Source organism: Serratia sp. BFP-2025, assembly GCF_050880365.1.
Taxonomy (GTDB): Bacteria; Pseudomonadota; Gammaproteobacteria; order Enterobacterales; family Enterobacteriaceae; genus Serratia; species Serratia surfactantfaciens.
The window spans coordinates 2,071,844-2,090,235 of record NZ_JBPAFV010000001.1 but is presented as its reverse complement, the minus strand read 5'-3'; the positions used below and the strand labels follow the sequence as shown (position 1 = coordinate 2,090,235).

Here is an 18,392-nt window from a genome sequence, read left to right as displayed (position 1 = left end):
AGAGTGGCAATAATCGTAAGTCTTGACGTCATGTTGGCCAAAAGGAAGATGCGTTCAAAAGAGCTGGCGGAGCAGGTGGGGATCACCGAACAAAACCTGTCCCTGTTGAAGAACGGCAAGGTCAAGGGCGTCAGGCTGGAAACGCTGGACAAGATTTGCCGTATCCTTGAGTGCCAGCCCGGCGACTTGCTGGCCTGGCAGCCGGACGGCGAAGAGTAGGAGCCCGGCGCACTCGGATGTGCGCTGAGTCCACTGGCAAATTTCTTCGCGATTAGCATTGCCTTATTGAGTCTATTTGTTTTTCTTTCGTTAATTAAAATAACGCCTAATTAACACCAGGCCGTGTTGTTTTTATTGCTATTGCATATGGCAGGGTTATTAAACTAAATAAAGCCGTTTTTATTTTTTACAATCACCAGAATCAGTTATTTTAAGGAACATCACATGAGATTTCGTCATTGCCTCCCTGCACTATGCTTTGTATTAAGCGGATGCGGTGCCATTTATTCAACGTCTTCGTCTCCCGATTGGGTTATGCCTCAGCCGGCTACGCGGGAACAGAAGCAGCGCATTATCGCCGGAGAGTCAGCCACGTCAGTGTTGAGTGGGGATCGCGTTGGCGTAAGCGGCACGTTGGACTGGTCAAAATTATGGGACCGCTAGCCGTTTAAATATTTCGGTGGGTATTTGTCATTATCTTAAGGGTATTGTTGTTCGGTTTACTATTATTTCGCTACTCTGCTTTGATGCGTTATTTCATTGCCGAGTGGCGCCTTTCTGCTTGCCGAAGATATATCGGTATGCCCGAATATCATTACAGGAGTTCTCAATGGCAAAGATTATTTTCGCCATGTTGGTACTGCTAATGCCTTTATTGAGCCAGCCGGCAAATGCCGTCCGCTATGATCGGCAGTGCGACGGAATGTCGCCCGTGTTGTTTCAAAAGAAACTGAAAGACCTGGCGCACGATCTGCGGCAAGAGATGGCGACGGAGTCCCCGCCGGTGAATGACGAGGCGCTGGCGCGGCGGGCGGAATGCGATGTCGAAACCGGGAAAGCGCCGGCGACGGGAGGACAGCCAGCGCCGGCTCCCGAAGAGCAGAACGCAACGTCAATCAGCGGTTGTTGACCCATTACGTTGCGTGGTCGAGCCCGTTTATTCATGGAGTCTGTGTATTGAAACTACCCTCGTTAATCGCAGTGGCTCTGGCGATGCTGGCCTCGTTTTATAGCCAGGCGTTCGTCGATCGCCACTCGCCAGTTACCGTTCCGGTGGAAAACGCCCCCCAGGCAGGATGCCCGGCCAGCATGGCCGGATTATTGCAGCATCTTTGGTTGGTTGAGCAGATCCAGGCGGAACGAGTCGAGCTGGCGCGCCTGCGTGCGGAGCGTAACGCAGTGAAAACCTGGCTGAAAACGCAGAAAAACGCCAAACGTACTGCGGTGGCGCATTTACCCAGCCCGTCGACATGCGCACAGCACACCGGCATCGTCCGCTGCCTGTCTTTACGGCTGCGGCGTGCGTCCGCACTGGGGCCACACCGGCCTTTTGTCGGTGCCTATTGTCACGCCTGGCTTAATGGGCGGCCGCAGAATTGCTGAAAATGAGAAACAGGTTTGTTAGGAGTTTATCGATGAAAAGGACAGTGTTGGCCGGCGTGGCCTTGTGTTGCGCCTGCTTCGCGCAGGCGCGGGTAGATTTGGAATACCATGCGGCGGCGCCGAAGGACAGTAAGATCACCGAGGAGTACCGGAAAAAGCGCGACGCCTTGCGCCACAAGGTGTGGAACGTCGATAACCTGACGCAGGCCAACGAACAGGCGATCGCCCGCGAGCAACAGCGCGAGGCCGCAGAGAGCGCCAAGCGGCAGCAGCGTCACCTGGATCAGCAGCAGAAAAAGCAGCGCTGCCTGCGGAAATACTCGAAAGATCCTCACCCCGAGGCGAAGTGTTACATGTACAACTTCTAACTTTTAACCGCCGGGCGCTTTCTGCGCCCGGCGTCGTTTAGGCCGGGCGGCAATGCTCTTTCAGCATGGCGATCGCATCCGGTTTCAGCTGATACAGATAGACCGGCCGGCCGGTGGCGCCGTACAGAATACGGGTGCCGAGAATGCCGCTCTCCGCCAGGTAGATGAGGTACTTGCGGCAGGAGACCCGCGAAATGCCGATGGCGTTGGCCAGGTTGTCGGTGGAGAATTCGCTGTCGTGCTGCTGTTCGATCCACTCGCACACCGTGCTCAGGGTGATGCTGGTCAGGCCTTTCGGCAGCTTCTTGCTCTCCTGGCCGCCGGGCTGGCGGCGCAGCAGGCTGTCGACGTCGGCCTGCGAAAACTCGCGCTGCGCCAACAGATGCGACTGTTGCCGGTAGTGGCTCAGCGCCTCCTTGAAGCGGCTGAACTGGAACGGCTTGATCAGGTAATCCACCACGCCGTAGTGCAGCGCCTTTTGCACCGTATTCACGTCGCTGGCGGAGGAGATGATGATCACATCGGTCTTCTCGCCGAGCTCGCGCAGGCCGGGCAGCAGATCCAGCCCATTCTCCTGCTGCATGTAGATATCCAGCAGCACTAGATCGATGCTGACGCTGGCGTCGGCCAGCAGGGCGCGCGCCTGGCTCAGGGTGGCGACCGTCGCCTGGCAGTGAAAACCGCCGATCTGGCTCAGGTAGTATTTGTTCAGCTCCGCCACCATCGGGTCGTCGTCGACAATCAGTACATTAATCATGGGTTCTGCTCTTGGCCTGATAGGGAAGGTGCACGAAAAATTGGGTCAGCTCGCCCGGCTCGGATTCGAAATCGATGCTGCCGCCCAGTTTCTCCAGATGGCTGCGGATCAGCGCCAGGCCGATGCCGCGTCCCGTCCCCTTGGTGGAAAATCCGTGTTCGAAGATGCGCGCGCCGATCGCCGGATCGATGCCGGGGCCGTCGTCGCTGACGATACAGTGTAATTGATCGTCGTGGTGATGGAAGCTCAGGCCGATCTCGTGGCCCTCAACGCCGTCGATGGCGTCGATGGCGTTTTCGATCAGGTTGCCGAGCACGCTGATCAGCACGTGGGTGGTTTCCGCGTCGTCGGTTTCCGGCAGCAGGCTGGTTTCCTCGATGGTCAGCTCGATGCCGGCCTCGTGGGCGCGGCTGATCTTGCCGATGAAGAAGCCCGCCACTTCCGGCGAGTGGATCTTGCGCAGCAGCGCGCCGATCTCTTCCTGATAGTTGCTGGCGGTATTGATGATGTAGTTTTCCAACTGCTGATAAGCCTTCATGTGCAGCATGCCGAGTATCACGTGCAGCTTGTTCATAAATTCGTGCGACTGCACCCGCAGCGCATCGGCGTAGTGCGCCATGCCGCTCAGGCGTTGCAGCAGGCGGCTGACCTCGGTCTTGTCGCGGAAGGTGGCGATGGCGCCTGTCACCCGGCCGTTGACGATCACCGGCACGGTATTGGTCAGCAGTTCGCTGCCGTTGAAGCTGATCTGCCGATCGCGCAGCGGCTTGCCGCTGGCCAGCACCTCCGCCAGATGCAATTGCGCCGGCCAATGCTTGCTGGCGGCTTCCAACAGCAGGTTCTCCAGCGGGCCGCTCTGGCGCAGCAGGCGCTTGGCCTCGTCGTTGACGATGGTGATGCGGGAATCATTATCGACCGCGATCACGCCTTCTTTAATCGATTGCAGCATGGCGTTGCGCTGCTCGAACAGGTTGGAGATTTCGTAAGGCTCAAAACCCAGCATGATGCGTTTGAGCGCAGAGACCAGGAAGAAGGTGCCCAGGCTGCCGACCAGCGCGGCGAAGGCGATGGTCCAATAGATGATCCAGCGGCTTTCCGCCACCACCCGCTGCACGGTGTCCAGCGCGATGCCGAGCGCCACCACGCCGATTTGCCGCCGTTGTTCGTCATACACCGGCACGAACACCCGCAGCGCCGGGGCCAGCGTGCCGCGGTTGATGGCGCTGTTGACGTTGCCTTGCAGCGCCGGCGCCAGATCGTCGCCGATAAAATGTTTGCCGATCAGCCAGGGTTTGGGGTGCGAGTAGCGGATGCCCTGCATATCCACCACCACCACGAACAGCAGCTCGTTCTGATGGCGCACCTGCTCGGCGAAGCGCTGAATGGCGCCGCTTTGATCGCGCCGCTGCAGGCCGTCGACCACGGTGCTGGAGAGTGCCAGCGTGTTGGCGACGGCGATGGCTTTTTGCTGCAGCTGCTCTTGCCCTTCGCGGCTCATTTGCACGAAAAACAGCGCGAACACCACCAGCAGCACCGAAGCGATGATGGCGGACACCATCAGCGTGATGGAGGTGCTCAGCTTGAGCGGCACCCGTTGTTTTGGCATGGAGGTTCTCCGAATGGCGATATCACGGCGTATTCTAGCGAGGAATGCGGCAGGCTGCAGTTACCGGCAGCAGGTTATAGCATGCTGCCGGGGTGCGGAGGGGTTATTTTAGTTACAAAAGCGGGTCACTGCTGGTGGTAGATCTCCAGCGCCTGTTGGCCGCTGGCGCCCTGGTGGATGATCGCCATCAGGGCGCGCACCACCTGCGACGGATTGCTGTGTTGATAGACGTTGCGGCCGTAGACCATGCCGGAGGCGCCCTGGGCCATCAGCGCGGCGGATTTCTCCAGCACCGGCCCCAGCTCTCCCTTGCCGCCGCCGCGCACCAGCGTCGGGCAGCGCGCCGCTTCCACCACGCGGTGGAAATCTTCCACCCGGTCGGTCGGGTCGGCCTTGATGATGTCGGCGCCCAGTTCGCGCGCCAGCCGCACCAGCGGCACGATCTTCTCCACGTCGCCCAGCGAACCGTAGGCGGCGCCCTGGCCGGCCGGCGCCATTACCAGCGGCTCGATCATCAGCGGCATGGCGTACTGGTCGCAGGCGTGGCGCAGGCGGCCGATGTTCTCCACGCACTGGCGGAAAATGCCGGGCTCATCCGGGATCATATACAGATTGACCACCACCGCGGCGGCGTCCATTTGCAGCGCCGCGAGGATCGGCGCCTCCGGGTTGTGCAGCACCGCCCACATTTCGCGGTGGCGCGCGGCGTTATAGGCGTTGCCGACGTCGGTGCGCATCACCAGTGCCGGTTTTTCGCGCTGCGGCGCGCGCTGCAGCAGATCCGCCTGGCCGTAGTTGACCTGAATCGCGTCAGGGCGCGCGGCGATCAGGTTGCCCATCACCCGTTCGATATCTTCCAGGCCGATCAAGAAATCCGGTTCGTTGGCGATGCCGTGATCGATCGCCACATCCAGGCACTTGCCGTTGTTGAACAGGCGGTTCATCCGCACCTTACTGCTGAGCTGCATGTCAGGTCCTCCTGAGATAGGGATATGTCCATTATTGCCGAGTAAGGATGGTCGGGAAACGCGGAAACCGCAAACTGCGCGCCCGCTCGCAGTTTTTGCCGGCGCTCGGTGCGGCGCACGAAAGGGGGGCGTTCGCCGACGGCTTTCACTTCATTTGTTAGATCCGTGTCATGTTTTTGTTAATAAGCCATTCCAAAACGCATGTTTCGCTTGTTTGGGTTAAAAAGTTTCAATAATCTCAATTATGAAATAAACATTTAAAAATGCGATGCCAGCGTCGCTTGCTGTGCCAGGGGTTTATTTCAATTAATTGTTTTTAATGTATTTTGAGATATCGATCACCATTTTGTTCACGGCCTTTATGCGGCGATGACGCGGTAAATTCGCCGTATCAAAGGGATAATACCGACCGTATTGTTGTTTGAATGTAAAAAATATTTTTCATTAGCTGTCAACCAACAGACCTCTTCATTCTAACGATTAAAGGGTAACGAACATGAAGCTGAAGAAACTGATCGCCGCCTCGGTACTGATGTGCATGCTGCCGGCCAGCGTGTTGGCGAAAGACATCAAGATCGGCGTTTCCATGGCTTACTTCGATGACAACTTCCTCACCATTCTGCGCCAGTCGATGCAAAACAAAATGAAAGCCGACGGCAACGTCAGCGGTCAGTTCGAAGACGCCAAGGGCGACATCGCGCAGCAAATTCAACAAATCGAGAACTTCGTCAGCCAGGGCGTCGACGCCATCATCCTCAACCCGGTGGATACTCAGGGCGTCAAGCCGATGATCAAGCTGGCCGAGAAGGCCAAGATCCCGTTGGTATTCGTCAACCGCAAGCCGGAAGTGGCGCTGCCGGCCGGCATGGCCTACGTCGGCTCCGACTCCAAGCTGGCCGGCAAGCTGCAGATGGAAGCGTTGGCCAAGCTGATGAACGGCAAGGGCAACGTGATGATCCTGATGGGCGAGCTGTCGAGTGAAGCCACGCGCGACCGCACCCGCGGCGTGGAAGAGGTGGCGGCCAATTACCCCGGCATCAAGATAATCGATAAGCAAACCGCCAAGTTCTTCCGCAAAGAGGCGGTGGACGTCACCACCGATTGGATTTTGTCCGGCCAGCAGATTGACGCCATCGCTGCCAACAACGACGAAATGGCCATCGGCGCTATTTTGGCGCTGAAGCAAGCCAAGAAATCCGGTGTGCTGGTGGCCGGCGTTGACGGCACGCCGGACGCGCTGGAGTTCATCAAGAAGGGCGATCTGGCGCTGAGCGTGTTCCAGGACGCCAAAGGCCAGGGCGAAGGCGCGGTGCAGACCGCCATGCAACTGGTGAAAGGTGAGAAAGTGGAGAGCAACGTGCTGATCCCTTACCAGCTGATCACCCAGGCCAATTACCAGCAATTCGCCGATAAAAACAAGAAATAAGCCTTGAAGCCTGTCGCAGGCGCCGCCGGTGTGGGGCGCCTGCGGCGGAAAACGTGGGTCAGTGCGGAGGTAAGCGGTATGTACCCTTATGTTCTTGAGGCCGAAGGCATCAGCAAGCAGTTCCCCGGCGTCAAAGCGCTGGATAAGGTCTCGATTAAAATCAAACCCGGCAGCGTGCACGCGCTGATGGGGGAAAACGGCGCGGGCAAATCGACGCTGATGAAATGCCTGATCGGCATCTACCACCCGGACGAAGGCTCGATCAAAATCAAAGGCCGGCCGGTCACCTTCAGCGACACGCTGCAGGCGCTGCATTCGGGCATTTCCATGATCCACCAGGAGCTGAACCTGGTGCCCTACATGACGGTGGCGGAAAACATCTGGCTGGGGCGCGAGCCGGCGCGGCTGGGGTTCGTCAACCACGAGCAGCTGAACGAGCAGACCCGCGAGCTGCTGGCGCGGCTGAACATCAAGCTGCAGCCGGAAACGCTGGTGGGCGAGCTGAGCATCGCCAACCAGCAGATGGTGGAGATCGCCAAGGCGGTGTCCTACAACGCCGACGTGCTGATCATGGACGAACCGACCTCGGCGCTGACCGAAGGCGAAGTGGTGCATCTGTTCGCCATCATTCGCGAACTGCGCGAGCAGGGGAAAGGCATCATCTATATCAGCCACAAGATGGACGAGATCTTCGCCATAACCGATGAAGTGAGCATCTTCCGCGACGGCACCTTCATCGCCTGCGACAAGACCGAGAACCTGACCAAACAGTCGCTGATCGCCATGATGGTGGGGCGCGAACTGACGCAGATGTTCCCCAAATTCAACAACAACATCGGCGAGGAAGTGCTGCGGGTGGCGGGGCTGCGCCGCAGCGGCTGGTTTCATGACGTGTCGTTCAGCGTCAAACGCGGCGAGATCCTCGGCGTCGCCGGGCTGGTGGGCGCCGGGCGCAGCGAAGTGATGGAAAGCCTGTTTGGCATGCACCCGGCGGACGGCGGCGAGATCTTTATCGAAGGCCAGGCGGTAAAGGTGGACTCCCCGGCCAAAGCGATCGAGAGCGGGCTGGCGTTCCTCACCGAAGACCGCAAAAAATCCGGCCTGTTTCTGGTGCTGTCGGTGGTCGAGAACATGAGCATCGTCAACCTGTCGGAATACATCGGCAAGAACGGTTTCGTCAGCCACGTGCAGATGGCCAAAGACTGCATGGCGCAGATCAAGAAGCTCAACATCAAAACGCCGACCATGGATCAGATCATCAATAACCTCAGCGGCGGCAACCAGCAAAAGGTGCTGATTGCGCGCTGGCTGCTGGCGCAGCCGAAAATCCTGATCCTCGACGAACCGACGCGCGGCATCGACGTGGGGGCGAAAGCGGAGATCTACCGCCTGATCAGCGAGCTGGCCAACCGCGGCGTCGCCATCATTCTGGTTTCCTCCGAACTGCCGGAGATCCTCGGCATGAGCGACCGGGTGATGGTGATGCACGGCGGCCGCATCACCGGCATTTTGGATAAAGACGACGCGGATCAGGAGAAGATCCTGGCGCTGGCCTCAGAATAACGAAGGGTGAACATCATGAGTAACGTAAAGATTGAGAAGCCGCTCTCCGCCGATTCAACGAGCAAGGGAGGGCTGTTCTCCGGGCTGAGCGGCAAAATGCCGAAGGATACCGGCATCTTCATCGTGATGATCGGCATCGCGCTGATCTTCGAAATCCTCGGCTGGTACATGCGCGATCAGTCGTTCCTGCTGAACCCGAACCGCCTGCTGCTGATCGTGCTGCAGGTAGCGATCATCGGCATCATCGCGGTGGGCGTCACCCAGGTGATCATCACCACCGGCATCGATCTCTCCTCCGGCTCGCTGATTGCGTTGACCGCCGTGGTGGCGGCCAGCCTGGCGCAGACCTCGGACAGCATCTCGCCGATGTACCCGGGGCTGCTCGATCTGCCGGCGGCAATTCCGATCGGCGCGGGGATTGGGGTGGGCATTGTCTGCGGCTTTATCAACGGCTTCCTGATCACCCGCACCGGCATTCCTCCGTTCATCGCCACGCTGGGGATGATGGTGTCGGCGCGCGGCCTGGCGCAGTACTACACCAAGGGCAACCCGGTCAGCTTCCTGTCGGACGGCTTCACGTCAATCGGCCAGGGCGCGATGCCGGTGATCATCTTCCTGGTGATTGCGGTGATCTTCCATATCGCACTCAAGCACACCCGCTACGGCAAATACATCTACGCCATCGGCGGCAACATGACCTCGGCGCGGGTCTCCGGCATCAACGTCAATAAGTATCTGGTGACGGTTTACACCATCGCCGGTGGCCTGGCGGGGTTGGCGGGGGTGGTGCTGGCGGCGCGCGTCAGCAGCGGCCAGTCGAGCATGGGGATGTCTTATGAACTGGACGCCATCGCTGCGGCGGTGATCGGCGGCAGCAGCCTGATGGGCGGCGTCGGGCGCATCACCGGCACGCTGATCGGCGCGGTGATCCTCGGCCTTATCAAAAGCGGCTTCACCTTTATCGGCGTCGACTCTTACATTCAGGACATCATCAAAGGCGTGATTATCGTCGCCGCCGTGTCGATCGACATGCGGCGCAACCGCAAAAAACACTGATTGCCGTGAATTGCCGCCGGCGCCAGGTTGGCCGGCGGTCTTTTTTTACCGGGGGACGCATCATGAACTACCTGAAAGGGCTGTGGCTGGCGGTGGCGCTGTGTGCGTCCACCCCGGCATGGGCGCAAACCATCGGCGTATCGATGGCCTATTTCGACCAGAACTTCCTCACCATCATCCGCCAGGCGATCGACAAGGAGGCCAAGGCGCGTGGCATCACCGCGCAGTTCGAGGATGCGCGCGGCGACGTCGGCCGCCAGACCGATCAGGTGCAGAGCTTTATCAGCGCCGGGGTGGACGCGATTATCGTCGATCCGGTCAACTCGGCCAGCACGCCGGTGATGACCAAAATGGCACAGGCCGCCGGCGTGCCGCTGGTGTACGTGAACCGCACGCCGGGCGACGCCAAACTGCCGCCGGGCGTGGTGTTCGTCGGCTCCGACGAGCGGGAATCCGGCACGCTGCAGATGGAAGAACTGGCGCGGCTGGCCAACTATCAGGGCAACGTGGCGGTGATGATCGGTAACCTGACCGACGCCGGCGCCTTGCAGCGCACCAAAGACGTGGAGCAGGTGGTGGCCAAATACCCGAAGATGAAGGTGGTGCAGAAGCAGAGCGCCAACTATTCACGCAGTGAGGGGATGGATCTGATGATGAACTGGCTGACCAATGGCGAAGCGATCGACATCGTCGCCGCCAACAACGATGAGATGGCGATCGGCGCGATCATGGCGCTGCGGCAGGCGGGCAAGGCGGACAAAAAGGTGCTGATCGGCGGCATCGACGCCACGCCGGACGGCCTCAAGGCGCTGGCTTCCGGCAAGATGCAGGTCACGGTGTTCCAGGACGCGATCGGTCAGGGCAAAGCGTCGGTCGAGGTGGCGCAGCGCATGATCAACGGCGAAAATCTCGAGCCGTATTACTGGATCCCGTTCGAGCTGGTGACGCCGGCCAATCAGGAGCAATACGCGGCCAAACCCTGAGTTCGCCGTGAGATTCGCTTTGTCGGGGCGCTGCTTGCAGCGCCTTTCTTATTGGCGTCAGTTACATGTCCGCTTGTGGCCAGCGCGGCGCCGAATCTTGCCTCACACTGGAGGTCTTTAAACCGCGTGAGGATGAGCGATGAACGCATTGAACGGTAAGGTGGCGGTGATCGGCGGCGCCAGTTCGGGGATCGGCAAAGCGGCGGCGTTGTTGTTCGCCCGGCAGGGGGCGGCGCTGGTGTTGGGCGCCCGACGCGAGCCGCTGTTGGCCGAGCTGGTGGAGGAGATTCGGCGCGAGGGGGGCCGGGCGCTCGCGGTGGCGGGCGACGTGCGCGACGAAGCCTTCGCCGAACGGCTGGCGGCGACAGCGGTCGGCGAGTTCGGCGGGCTGGATATCGCTTTTAACAACGCCGGCACCTTGGGGCCGCTGGGGCCTTCGTTGGCGCTCACCGCCTCAGAGTGGCGCGAGGTGCTGGAAACCAATCTCTCTAGCGCCTACTACGGCGCCAAATATCAAATCCCCGCCATGCTGGCGCGCGGCGCGGGCTCGCTGATCTTCACCTCTACCTTCGTCGGCCACACTGCGGCGTTTCCCGGCACGGCGGCCTATGCGGCCAGCAAATCGGGGCTGATTGGCCTGACGCAGGCGCTGGCGGTGGAGTTCGGCGGGCGCGGCATTCGGGTGAACGCGCTGCTGCCGGGGGGCACCGATACCGCGATGGGGCGGCAGATGAGCGCTACCCCGGAGGCCTTGGCGCAGGTGGCCGATCTGCACGCGCTCAAGCGGCTGGCGATGCCGGAGGAGGTCGCGCAGGCGGCGCTGTATCTGGCGTCTGACGCTTCTTCATTCGTCACCGGCACCGCGATGCTGGTGGACGGCGGGGTGTCCATCCAGCGCGGCTGAGGTTGCCATCGCCCGTGGCCTGGCGCCACGGGCATGCGGGAGAGCGTTACCAGCCTTTGACGGCGTCGCCTTTGTAGATTTCGGCGGCGCTGGCCGCCACTTCGTCGGTCTGATAGGCCTTGACCAGATCTTTCACTTTCTCACTGTCTTTGTTGTCGATGCGGCTGGCGAAAATGTTGACGTACGGGGAGTTTTTGTCTTCGACAAACAGCCCGTCCTTGGCCGGCGACAGGCCAATCTGGCTGGAGTAGTTGGTGTTGATGATCGCCAGCGTTACCTTCTGGTCGTCCAGCGCGCGCGGCAGCTGCGGCGCTTCAATCTCGACGATCTTCAGCTTTTTCGGGTTGCTGACGATATCCAGCGCGGTAGGCAGCAGGCCGACGCCGTCTTTCAGGGTAATCAGCCCCTGTTTTTGCAACAGCAACAGCGAGCGGCCCAGGTTGGTCGGATCGTTCGGTACCGCCACCTGCGCGCCGTCCGGCAGCTGACTGAGCGCGGTGATCTTCTTCGAGTAGCCGGCGATCGGGTAGACGAAGGTGTTGCCCACCGCCGCCAGCTTGTAGCCGCGCTCCTGCATCTGCTTGTCCAGATACGGCTTGTGCTGGAAGGCGTTAACGTCCAGATCGCCGTTGTTCAGCGCTTCGTTCGGCAGCACGTAGTCGTTGAAGGTCACCACCTCCACGTCCAGATCGTATTTCTGCTTGGCAACCTTTTGTACCACCGCCCACAGCGACTGATCGATGCCGGCGCTGATGCCGACCTTGATGTGGTGATCGTCCTGCGCGGTGGGGCCGCAGGCGGTCAGCAGCAGCGTGCCGGCGGCGGCGAGCGCCAGGGTGAGGTTTTTCAGCGTAAATGTCATTTTCCCAGGGTCCTTGTCAACATTGCCTGCTAATTTTGGCGGGCAGAATAGTGGCAGTGACTGTAGGTAATCGCTGGGCTAAAACAAAATACTGATTCACTATGACTCATAGCGATTAGCTATGAGCGCCCGCCGCCTGGTGCGGTGCGGATTGTTTTGACGGCGAATCGGCGGGCTTATTATGATAGCCGTTGGCCCACAAGGGGCAGACTGGGTACTGAAACGAAGGAATAGACAATGCGATTGAACACTTGGAGCAAGGCGCTGCTGCCGCTGGTGGTGTTGGCCTGCGTCTCGGCGACTCAGGTTCGGGCGGCGGAGAGCGATACCGGGCCGATCCCCAAACAGCTGCTGGGCAACTGGCGCGTCAGCAAGATCGTGCCGACCCAAACCACCGGCTGCTGGGATCAGCAGCAGGCGCAGAGCCTGATCGGCGGCAAAATCAGTTATAAAGCGGACGCCTTCAGCTGGAACGGCACGGCGCTGAAAAGCGAAGGGGCCACGGTCAGCACCGTAGAAGCGCAGGAGTTCGTCGAGGACAACGCCGGCAGCAGCTCCTACATCGATTTCCCGATGCTGGGCATCAGCACGCCGTCGGTCGAGCGCGTGGCCATTCAGCACGCGGATACCCCCATTAAAGGCATCACCGATCAGGGTAGCGACGGGGTGCCCGGCGATAACGTGCTGGTGAAAGACGCCAACACGCTGATCCTGTCGCTGTGCAACGTCTGGTTTGAGGCGCAGCGCGAGAAGTAATTTCTGCTTTCAGCCCCGGCGACGGGGCTTTCCCACCGCATCGCCATCCGCCCGGCGCGCCATTTCTGAACTAAAATTAACCATAACGATATGACCCCGACGTGATATCGGAGCCTCGTCTCTACCGAGTCCATGACAGGAGGCGCTATGTGTTACAGACATATTGTCATCGCCACCGATCTGAGCGATGACGGCAAACGGCTGGTCGAAAAGGGAGCGCTGCTGGCGGAGGCGCTGCAGGCCAAACTCTCGCTGATCTATGTGGACGTCCACTACGACACCTACCACGCGGCGATCGGCTTTTCGGAGCGCAGCTATGACGGTGTACCGTTCGAAGAGAAGATCCGCAAAGAGCTGGAGCCTACCACGCAAAACGTCAATTACCCGATCGCGGAAGTGATTATCGGGCGTGGCGGCTTCGTTGACGAACTGCGCACGGCGGTCGTGGACAAGAACATCGATCTGCTGGTGTTCGGCCATCACCACGATCTGTGGAGCAATCTGTTTTCCTCCACCCGCAACGCCATCAACCAGCTGAATATCGACGTGCTGGTGATCCCGATCCGATCATAAACGCGGGCCACCGCCGGGCAACAATGACGGTGGCCGCCGCGGCTTATTGCGTGAAGAAGTCGTTATACAACATGTACAGATGCGCCGCGCTCCAGGAGAAGTTCGGCGCGCCTTGCTGTTTGCCGGTGAGCGGGTTGTAGTTCTCGCGGATCGGCCCGTCGGCGACCAGGCCGTCGGCGTGGCGGAAGAAGGCCTGCGCCATCGCCACCGCGTCGTCGCGATAGCCGTAGCGTTCCATGCCCTTGAGGCCGAAATACAACTGATCGACCCACACGCGGCCACGCCAGTAGATGTCCGCGCCGAATGCCGGGTTGGTCAGCGCCGCGGTGCCGAGCGGCACATAGGTATTGAACTCGCGCGGATCCTTCATCACCCTGACCACCGCATCGGCGTGCGGCTGGCTGGCGGCGCCGTTGAACAGCGGTGACCAGCCTTCCGGCCCTTTGCCGCGTTCGACGATCGGTTTGCCGGCGCAGCCGTTGGCCAACGGCCGGCTTTCGATGCGAATGTCGTAGAAGAAACCGCTCTGCTTATCGAACATGCAGGTGTTGATATAGGCCGCCAGCTTATCGGCTTTGGCGCGGAAGGCCTCGGCCTCGGCGCCATGGCCCAGAATATCGGCCATCTCCGCCAGGTAGCGGTTGTCGCTGTACATATAGCTGGCCTGATCCACCGATTCCTGCAGCAGCGAGTAGCCGAGCAGCGTGCCGTCGGGCGCGCGGTTTTCGGCGAATTTCACCTGCCAGTCTTGGCGTTTGCCGCCCTGTGCCACGTAGCGCGCCAATTGATCCGGATCGATAAAGCCGAATACTGCCGCATCGTCGCGGCCCGACTCCCAGGAGGCGGCGGTTTGCGCCGGGATCGCGATGCTGTCGTAATGCCCCTCGCGCACGATGCGATCGTAGTTGTCGAGGCCGGCCAGCGTTTGCTCACGTTGCCCGCGTTTGACGGTAAACAGCATGCGCCCGTCGGGAGTATTGTGCGCTTTGTCGCGGGTGGCGCCGTACTCCGGCACGCCGTTGCCGTTGTGATCGCGGTTGCGCAGCCACCAGTCATGGTAAGCCACCAGCTTCGGGTACATCTCCGCCAGCCAGCCCTTATCGCCGGTGACGCGATACACCTCCATCACCGCCCAGGCCGCCAGGCTCGGCTTGGTGTTGCGTTCGTTCCAGTTGCCACCGTCCCCGCCGCGCTCCGGGCTGGGGTTGTAGGCGATAAGGTCGGGCAGGAAACCGGCGTCCCACGGCCGCAAAGCGTCGCCCGGCCGAATCTGGAAGGCGAACACCGCGCGAATGTTGTCCTTGGCCACGTCCGGGTTGAAGTGCGCCAGGGCGTAGGCCTGTTTCCAGGTGTCCCACGGCCAGGTTTGGTTGCCGGAGAACCAGCGCCCGGTGACCGACGGGGTGACCGAGTCGAACTTCATCGCCCCGGCGGCGCCGCGCCAGTTGCCGTTCAGCGTTTCTATCGCTTTGACCGCCACGCGGGTTTGTTCCGCCGTGGCGTGCGGGTTGCGGAGCCCGGCGGCGAGATAGCGTTCCCAACGCTGGGCCGACGCGGCCATATAGCGCTGCGGGTGAGCGAGGATGTCGGCGATAGCGCGCTGTTCGCGCTGCGCCTCGTCGGCGGTGAGCAGATGCGAATAGGTGGTGTACAGCGTGGTGGTGCCGGCGATGAGCGCCGTGGCGCGGAAGCGGTGGCCGTCGACCGTGGTGCGCTGCGGCAGCGATTTATGGATCTGATACTCGGACTGGCCGGAAGTCATCAGCTGCGACGGCGCACGCACCTTGCCGAAGGTGACGCGCAGGCCGTCCGCCGTCGGCACAATGCGGCGCTTGTAGTCCGGAAACGCCTGTTCGATGGTCGCCGGCGGCTGCGGTTTTTGCTCTTTGGCCGCGTAGCGCTCCAGCAATTCGCCGTCCCACACCAGCTCCAGCGGCGTATCGGTGATAATTTGCGTCTCCAGCAGCGAGGTGCGCGCACTGGCGAAGCGCAGCGTCAGGTTGACGGTCACCCCCGGCGCGTTGAGCCGTTGCACCAGGGCGCCGGGCAGGCTGTAGGCCGTCATGGTGAAAGACACCGGCTTGCCGTTGCGATATACGCTGAGCCGATCGAAATTGTTGGCCATAAAGTTGATGTATTCTTCGGTCAGCAGTGCCGGGCCGGGGAAGCCGCCCATGCCTTCCGGGCCGCTCGGCAACAGGTGGCCGTGCCAGGCGCCGAGATCGAAGAACGGGTTGAAGCGTTGATGATCGTCGAAGTCATAGTCGAGCATAAAATGCGGCGCGCCGTGGCGATCGATAACGTTTGGGTAGCGTTCGGCCAGCGGGGCGTCGGGCGTTTTCGGCGCGCAGCCCGCCAGCGTCAGCGCGAGGGTGAGGGCGGTGGTCAGCGGCGTCAGGGGAGTCATGTTCATCGTAGGGGCCTCAACGGTTACCAATAGAAATATTGCATCAGAAACACCGAGTTGCTGGCGCCGGTGCTGTCGTTGCGCATAAAGAATTTGCTGTCCAGCGCGGTGGCCAGCTTACCGCCGGCATATTCGTACCAGACGCCGAACTGGGCGTAGGAGGTGGCGGTATCTGCCGCGTGATCAAACCGGTGGCGGGCGTAGCTGTAGGCGGTGGAGAGGTACAGCCCTTTGGCGGTTTCCGTCATCGCGCTGAGCATCAGGCCCGACTCGCTGCCGGTGTGGCCGCCGCTGTCGCCTTTGCCGGTGTGGTGCCAGACGCGGCCGGCCAGGTGTTTGCCGCGCAGCCCCAGCAGAAACAGCTGCCCCAGGCCGTCGGTCACTTCCAGGCCGTTCAGCAGCGTCAGATTGTCCTGCAGATCGTACTGGGTGTAGCCGTTGATCATCGCCCGGTAGGTGTATTTGTCGGAGTAGCGGTCGTATTTGCCGAAGTGCAGCAGCGCCTTGCTCTCGTCGATGCGGCTTTCCGGCGCCGCCGTCACGCTGTAGCGAAAGCGCCCGGTCAGGTTTTGCAGCTTGGCGGCGTAGCTGAGATCGCGGGTGTTGGGGATCACGTAGCCGTACTCCGGCGTGAAGTCGCCCCACCATTGCAGATCGTCGAGCGACGAGTCGTTGCGTACGCTAAGCATCATCTCGGTGCCGTCATCGGTACGGTAACCGCCGTAGAAACGGTTCAGGCCACCCTCGAAGCCGCCCCAGCTGTGGCCGGGCGTCCAGGCGTGGCCCTGGCTGTCGGCCTGGACGGTCCAGCCCTCGCCGTAAATCAGGCCGAACCAGTGGCCCTGTTTGATCTCGAGGCCGCCTTCGATGTAGGTGCCGTCGCTGTATTTATGCTGATGTTCGCCGTTCAAATAGACGCTGCCGCCGATGCCGAGCTCGCCGTAAAAGCGCAGGGCGGTCGCGGCGCTATCGGACAACGGCGGCGGCGGCAGCTGATTGCGCTCCGCCGGGGTAACGGGGTCCTGCGCCGCCCAGACCGGCGCGCTGAGTATCAGTAATAAGGGCAACAGGGCGTGATGATTTATTGATGTCATGGGGCATGTGCCTGGTGTTGGATGGATCGGCGCGTCAGTCGAACGGCGGCTCACGCAAGGTCGCTCCCGGCTCCCTGGGAGAAGAGATAAAGTCCGCCCGATCGCGAGCGGTAAACGGCAGGTATATTAGTAAAGTATTTAGTAAAAAATACGCTTTAATCAGTAAATCGTTAACTTGATCACAACGGGTGAAATGGGTATCTTTCGATGCAGGCGCCTGGCAACGATTTGCATGAGCGAGTGCCGGCCCGGTCTGGGAAGAGAGGGGGCGGGCGGCGCTGTACGTCGCGCCGCTATCCGATTAAGCTACCGTTTTTCGTCTGTGCATTGGGACTCTATGGCCACACTGAAGGAAATTGCTGAAGCCGCTAATGTGTCCGTCGCCACCGTTTCGCGCGTGTTGAATGACGACCCCACCCTGAGCGTGAAGGCGCAAACGCGCCAGAAGATCCTGGAAGCGGCGGAGCGCCTCGAATACAAGGTGGCACCCTCCAAACGGCAAAGCGGGCATCGCCTGCATTTTGCTGCGCTGTTCACCTATACGCAGGGCGTGGAGATCAACGATCCCTATTACCTGGCGATGCGCTACGGTATCGAAACGCAGTGTGAAAAACTGGGCGTGACGCTGAGCGCCGGTTACGACTTTACCGGTGACAAGGCGCTGCCGGCGGCCGACGGCCTGCTGGTGATCGGCCGGCCACAGCCCGCGCTGTATGAGCAGCTTAAGCTGCAGGACGCGCCGGTGGTGTTTATCGACGGCGTGGTGGACGACGAGCGTTTCGACTGCGTCAATGTCGACCTGTACAAGATCAGCCGCAAGGTGATCGATTACTTTATCGGCCGCGGCTATCAGCGCATCGGCTTTATCGGCGGGCGCGACCATCCGGCGGGCATCGACCAGCGCGAGCAGGCGTTCGTCGAGTATGGTCGGCAGCAAAACGTGGTGCGCCCGCAGGATATTTACCACGGCGATTTCAGCAGCCAGTCGGGCTACCAGTGCGCCAAAGCGATGTTGCAAAGCCAGAATGGCTATCCGCCGGCGTTGCTGGTGGCGACCGATTCGATCGCCATCGGCGTGCTGCGCGCGCTGCACGAACACGGCGTCCAGGTGCCGGGGCAGATTGCGCTGATCAGCGTCAACGACATTCCCACCGCCCGCTTTATTTTCCCCGCCTTGTCCACGGTGCGCATCCCTTCGGAAACCATGGGCGCACAGGCCGTCAACCTGCTGGTGGAGCGGCTGCGCGATGAACGCGCCGTCCCGCTGTCGATCTTCGTTCCCAGCTCGCTGCAGCTGCGCGACACCACCGTCGCCTGACCGGCCCCCGCCTCGGCGGGGGGCGTTGGCGCTCAAAATTAACGTCATGATAAAAAAAGGCATTTGAGATTTATTGTGATCCTGTCGTCATTTGGTAAATATCGGCTGTAGTTTTTACTAAATATTTACTATCGTTTCCGCATTGCACA

18 protein-coding genes are annotated in these 18,392 nt (G+C 60.7%); 12 read left to right on the top strand and 6 right to left on the bottom strand.

The annotated features are described in order from the left end of the window. Positions 1 to 3: 3 nt before the first annotated feature. The 4 genes from ACRAWE_RS09835 to ACRAWE_RS09820 all read left to right on the top strand — a co-directional run bounded on the left by ACRAWE_RS09835 (position 4) and on the right by ACRAWE_RS09820 (position 1,970). The gene (locus tag ACRAWE_RS09835) at positions 4 to 219 is read left to right on the top strand and encodes a helix-turn-helix domain-containing protein (RefSeq protein ID WP_025160282.1); all 216 of its coding nucleotides are present in this window, start codon (positions 4 to 6) and stop codon (positions 217 to 219) included. 610 nt (positions 220 to 829) lie between these two features. Next, positions 830 to 1,129, top strand: coding sequence for a hypothetical protein (locus ACRAWE_RS09830; protein WP_211129506.1), 300 nt, complete (start codon positions 830 to 832; stop codon positions 1,127 to 1,129). A 47-nt stretch (positions 1,130 to 1,176) separates the two neighbouring features. Continuing rightward, complete coding sequence (locus tag ACRAWE_RS09825; RefSeq protein WP_154746979.1) at positions 1,177 to 1,602, top strand: hypothetical protein; 426 nt, start codon at positions 1,177 to 1,179, stop codon at positions 1,600 to 1,602. Positions 1,603 to 1,634: 32 nt separating this feature from the next. After that, a complete protein-coding gene (locus ACRAWE_RS09820) occupies positions 1,635 to 1,970 on the top strand; it encodes a hypothetical protein (RefSeq protein ID WP_432525296.1) in 336 nt (111 codons plus the stop codon). 37 nt (positions 1,971 to 2,007) lie between these two features. On the opposite strand, the gene dcuR is transcribed toward ACRAWE_RS09820, so the two are convergent. The 3 genes from dcuR to ACRAWE_RS09805 form a co-directional block, all read right to left on the bottom strand. Beyond that, entirely contained in the window at positions 2,008 to 2,727 is a 720-nt protein-coding gene (gene dcuR, locus ACRAWE_RS09815) for a two-component system response regulator DcuR (RefSeq protein WP_432525295.1), read from the bottom strand. Continuing rightward, positions 2,720 to 4,333, bottom strand: a complete 1,614-nt coding sequence (locus tag ACRAWE_RS09810) for a sensor histidine kinase (RefSeq protein WP_198636540.1) — start codon at positions 4,331 to 4,333, stop codon at positions 2,720 to 2,722. The genes dcuR and ACRAWE_RS09810 overlap by 8 nt, the downstream gene beginning before the upstream one ends. A 125-nt stretch (positions 4,334 to 4,458) precedes the next feature. Beyond that, positions 4,459 to 5,301 (bottom strand): class I fructose-bisphosphate aldolase, encoded by an 843-nt coding sequence (locus ACRAWE_RS09805; protein WP_063919227.1) that lies wholly within the window; start codon positions 5,299 to 5,301, stop codon positions 4,459 to 4,461. A gap of 496 nt (positions 5,302 to 5,797) precedes the next feature. Here ACRAWE_RS09805 and ACRAWE_RS09800 point away from each other — a divergent pair, with 496 nt between their 5' ends. The 5 genes from ACRAWE_RS09800 (at position 5,798) to ACRAWE_RS09780 (ending at position 11,233) form a co-directional block, all read left to right on the top strand. Beyond that, on the top strand, positions 5,798 to 6,727 hold the full coding sequence (locus ACRAWE_RS09800; protein WP_019454743.1) for a sugar ABC transporter substrate-binding protein: 930 nt from the start codon (positions 5,798 to 5,800) through the stop codon (positions 6,725 to 6,727). Positions 6,728 to 6,805: 78 nt separating this feature from the next. Next, entirely contained in the window at positions 6,806 to 8,290 is a 1,485-nt protein-coding gene (locus ACRAWE_RS09795) for a sugar ABC transporter ATP-binding protein (RefSeq protein ID WP_019454744.1), read from the top strand. Positions 8,291 to 8,305: 15 nt separating this feature from the next. Continuing rightward, the gene (locus ACRAWE_RS09790) at positions 8,306 to 9,346 is read left to right on the top strand and encodes an ABC transporter permease (RefSeq protein ID WP_197822258.1); all 1,041 of its coding nucleotides are present in this window, start codon (positions 8,306 to 8,308) and stop codon (positions 9,344 to 9,346) included. Between the two features lie 62 nt (positions 9,347 to 9,408). Next, entirely contained in the window at positions 9,409 to 10,329 is a 921-nt protein-coding gene (locus ACRAWE_RS09785) for a sugar ABC transporter substrate-binding protein (protein WP_197667494.1), read from the top strand. 139 nt (positions 10,330 to 10,468) lie between these two features. After that, positions 10,469 to 11,233, top strand: a complete 765-nt coding sequence (locus ACRAWE_RS09780; RefSeq protein WP_432525294.1) for an SDR family oxidoreductase — start codon at positions 10,469 to 10,471, stop codon at positions 11,231 to 11,233. Between the two features lie 46 nt (positions 11,234 to 11,279). Here ACRAWE_RS09780 and metQ read toward each other — a convergent pair whose 3' ends face one another. Further along, a complete protein-coding gene (metQ, locus tag ACRAWE_RS09775) occupies positions 11,280 to 12,095 on the bottom strand; it encodes a methionine ABC transporter substrate-binding lipoprotein MetQ (protein WP_019454748.1) in 816 nt (271 codons plus the stop codon). A 237-nt stretch (positions 12,096 to 12,332) separates the two neighbouring features. Here metQ and ACRAWE_RS09770 point away from each other — a divergent pair, with 237 nt between their 5' ends. Both ACRAWE_RS09770 and ACRAWE_RS09765 read left to right on the top strand, forming a co-directional pair. Beyond that, the gene (locus ACRAWE_RS09770; RefSeq protein WP_154746984.1) at positions 12,333 to 12,851 is read left to right on the top strand and encodes a hypothetical protein; all 519 of its coding nucleotides are present in this window, start codon (positions 12,333 to 12,335) and stop codon (positions 12,849 to 12,851) included. 147 nt (positions 12,852 to 12,998) lie between these two features. Further along, positions 12,999 to 13,424 carry a universal stress protein gene (locus ACRAWE_RS09765; protein ID WP_019454750.1) on the top strand — a complete coding sequence of 142 codons (426 nt, stop codon included), beginning with the start codon at positions 12,999 to 13,001 and terminating at the stop codon, positions 13,422 to 13,424. A 43-nt stretch (positions 13,425 to 13,467) separates the two neighbouring features. On the opposite strand, the gene ygjK is transcribed toward ACRAWE_RS09765, so the two are convergent. Together ygjK and ygjJ are read right to left on the bottom strand one after the other, a co-directional pair. After that, on the bottom strand, positions 13,468 to 15,837 hold the full coding sequence (gene ygjK / locus ACRAWE_RS09760) for an alpha-glucosidase (protein ID WP_432525293.1): 2,370 nt from the start codon (positions 15,835 to 15,837) through the stop codon (positions 13,468 to 13,470). A gap of 17 nt (positions 15,838 to 15,854) precedes the next feature. Then, a complete protein-coding gene (gene ygjJ / locus ACRAWE_RS09755) occupies positions 15,855 to 16,925 on the bottom strand; it encodes a protein YgjJ (RefSeq protein WP_432525292.1) in 1,071 nt (356 codons plus the stop codon). A 337-nt stretch (positions 16,926 to 17,262) separates the two neighbouring features. Here ygjJ and ebgR point away from each other — a divergent pair, with 337 nt between their 5' ends. Then, the gene (gene ebgR / locus ACRAWE_RS09750) at positions 17,263 to 18,243 is read left to right on the top strand and encodes a transcriptional regulator EbgR (RefSeq protein ID WP_074054476.1); all 981 of its coding nucleotides are present in this window, start codon (positions 17,263 to 17,265) and stop codon (positions 18,241 to 18,243) included. Positions 18,244 to 18,392: the final 149 nt, after the last annotated feature.

Bases quoted from the DNA above. Each gene is read 5' to 3' on its own strand.
- ACRAWE_RS09830 (WP_211129506.1), top strand. From the start codon at position 830: ATGGCAAAGATTATTTTCGCCATGTTGGTACTGCTAATGCCTTTATTG.
- ACRAWE_RS09820 (WP_432525296.1), top strand. From the start codon at position 1,635: ATGAAAAGGACAGTGTTGGCCGGCGTGGCCTTGTGTTGCGCCTGCTTC.
- dcuR (WP_432525295.1), bottom strand. From the start codon at position 2,727: ATGATTAATGTACTGATTGTCGACGACGACCCGATGGTGGCGGAGCTG.
- ACRAWE_RS09810 (WP_198636540.1), bottom strand. From the start codon at position 4,333: ATGCCAAAACAACGGGTGCCGCTCAAGCTGAGCACCTCCATCACGCTG.
- ACRAWE_RS09805 (WP_063919227.1), bottom strand. From the start codon at position 5,301: ATGCAGCTCAGCAGTAAGGTGCGGATGAACCGCCTGTTCAACAACGGC.
- ACRAWE_RS09800 (WP_019454743.1), top strand. From the start codon at position 5,798: ATGAAGCTGAAGAAACTGATCGCCGCCTCGGTACTGATGTGCATGCTG.
- ACRAWE_RS09795 (WP_019454744.1), top strand. From the start codon at position 6,806: ATGTACCCTTATGTTCTTGAGGCCGAAGGCATCAGCAAGCAGTTCCCC.
- ACRAWE_RS09790 (WP_197822258.1), top strand. From the start codon at position 8,306: ATGAGTAACGTAAAGATTGAGAAGCCGCTCTCCGCCGATTCAACGAGC.
- ACRAWE_RS09785 (WP_197667494.1), top strand. From the start codon at position 9,409: ATGAACTACCTGAAAGGGCTGTGGCTGGCGGTGGCGCTGTGTGCGTCC.
- ACRAWE_RS09780 (WP_432525294.1), top strand. From the start codon at position 10,469: ATGAACGCATTGAACGGTAAGGTGGCGGTGATCGGCGGCGCCAGTTCG.
- metQ (WP_019454748.1), bottom strand. From the start codon at position 12,095: ATGACATTTACGCTGAAAAACCTCACCCTGGCGCTCGCCGCCGCCGGC.
- ACRAWE_RS09770 (WP_154746984.1), top strand. From the start codon at position 12,333: ATGCGATTGAACACTTGGAGCAAGGCGCTGCTGCCGCTGGTGGTGTTG.
- ACRAWE_RS09765 (WP_019454750.1), top strand. From the start codon at position 12,999: ATGTGTTACAGACATATTGTCATCGCCACCGATCTGAGCGATGACGGC.
- ygjK (WP_432525293.1), bottom strand. From the start codon at position 15,837: ATGAACATGACTCCCCTGACGCCGCTGACCACCGCCCTCACCCTCGCG.
- ygjJ (WP_432525292.1), bottom strand. From the start codon at position 16,925: ATGACATCAATAAATCATCACGCCCTGTTGCCCTTATTACTGATACTC.
- ebgR (WP_074054476.1), top strand. From the start codon at position 17,263: ATGGCCACACTGAAGGAAATTGCTGAAGCCGCTAATGTGTCCGTCGCC.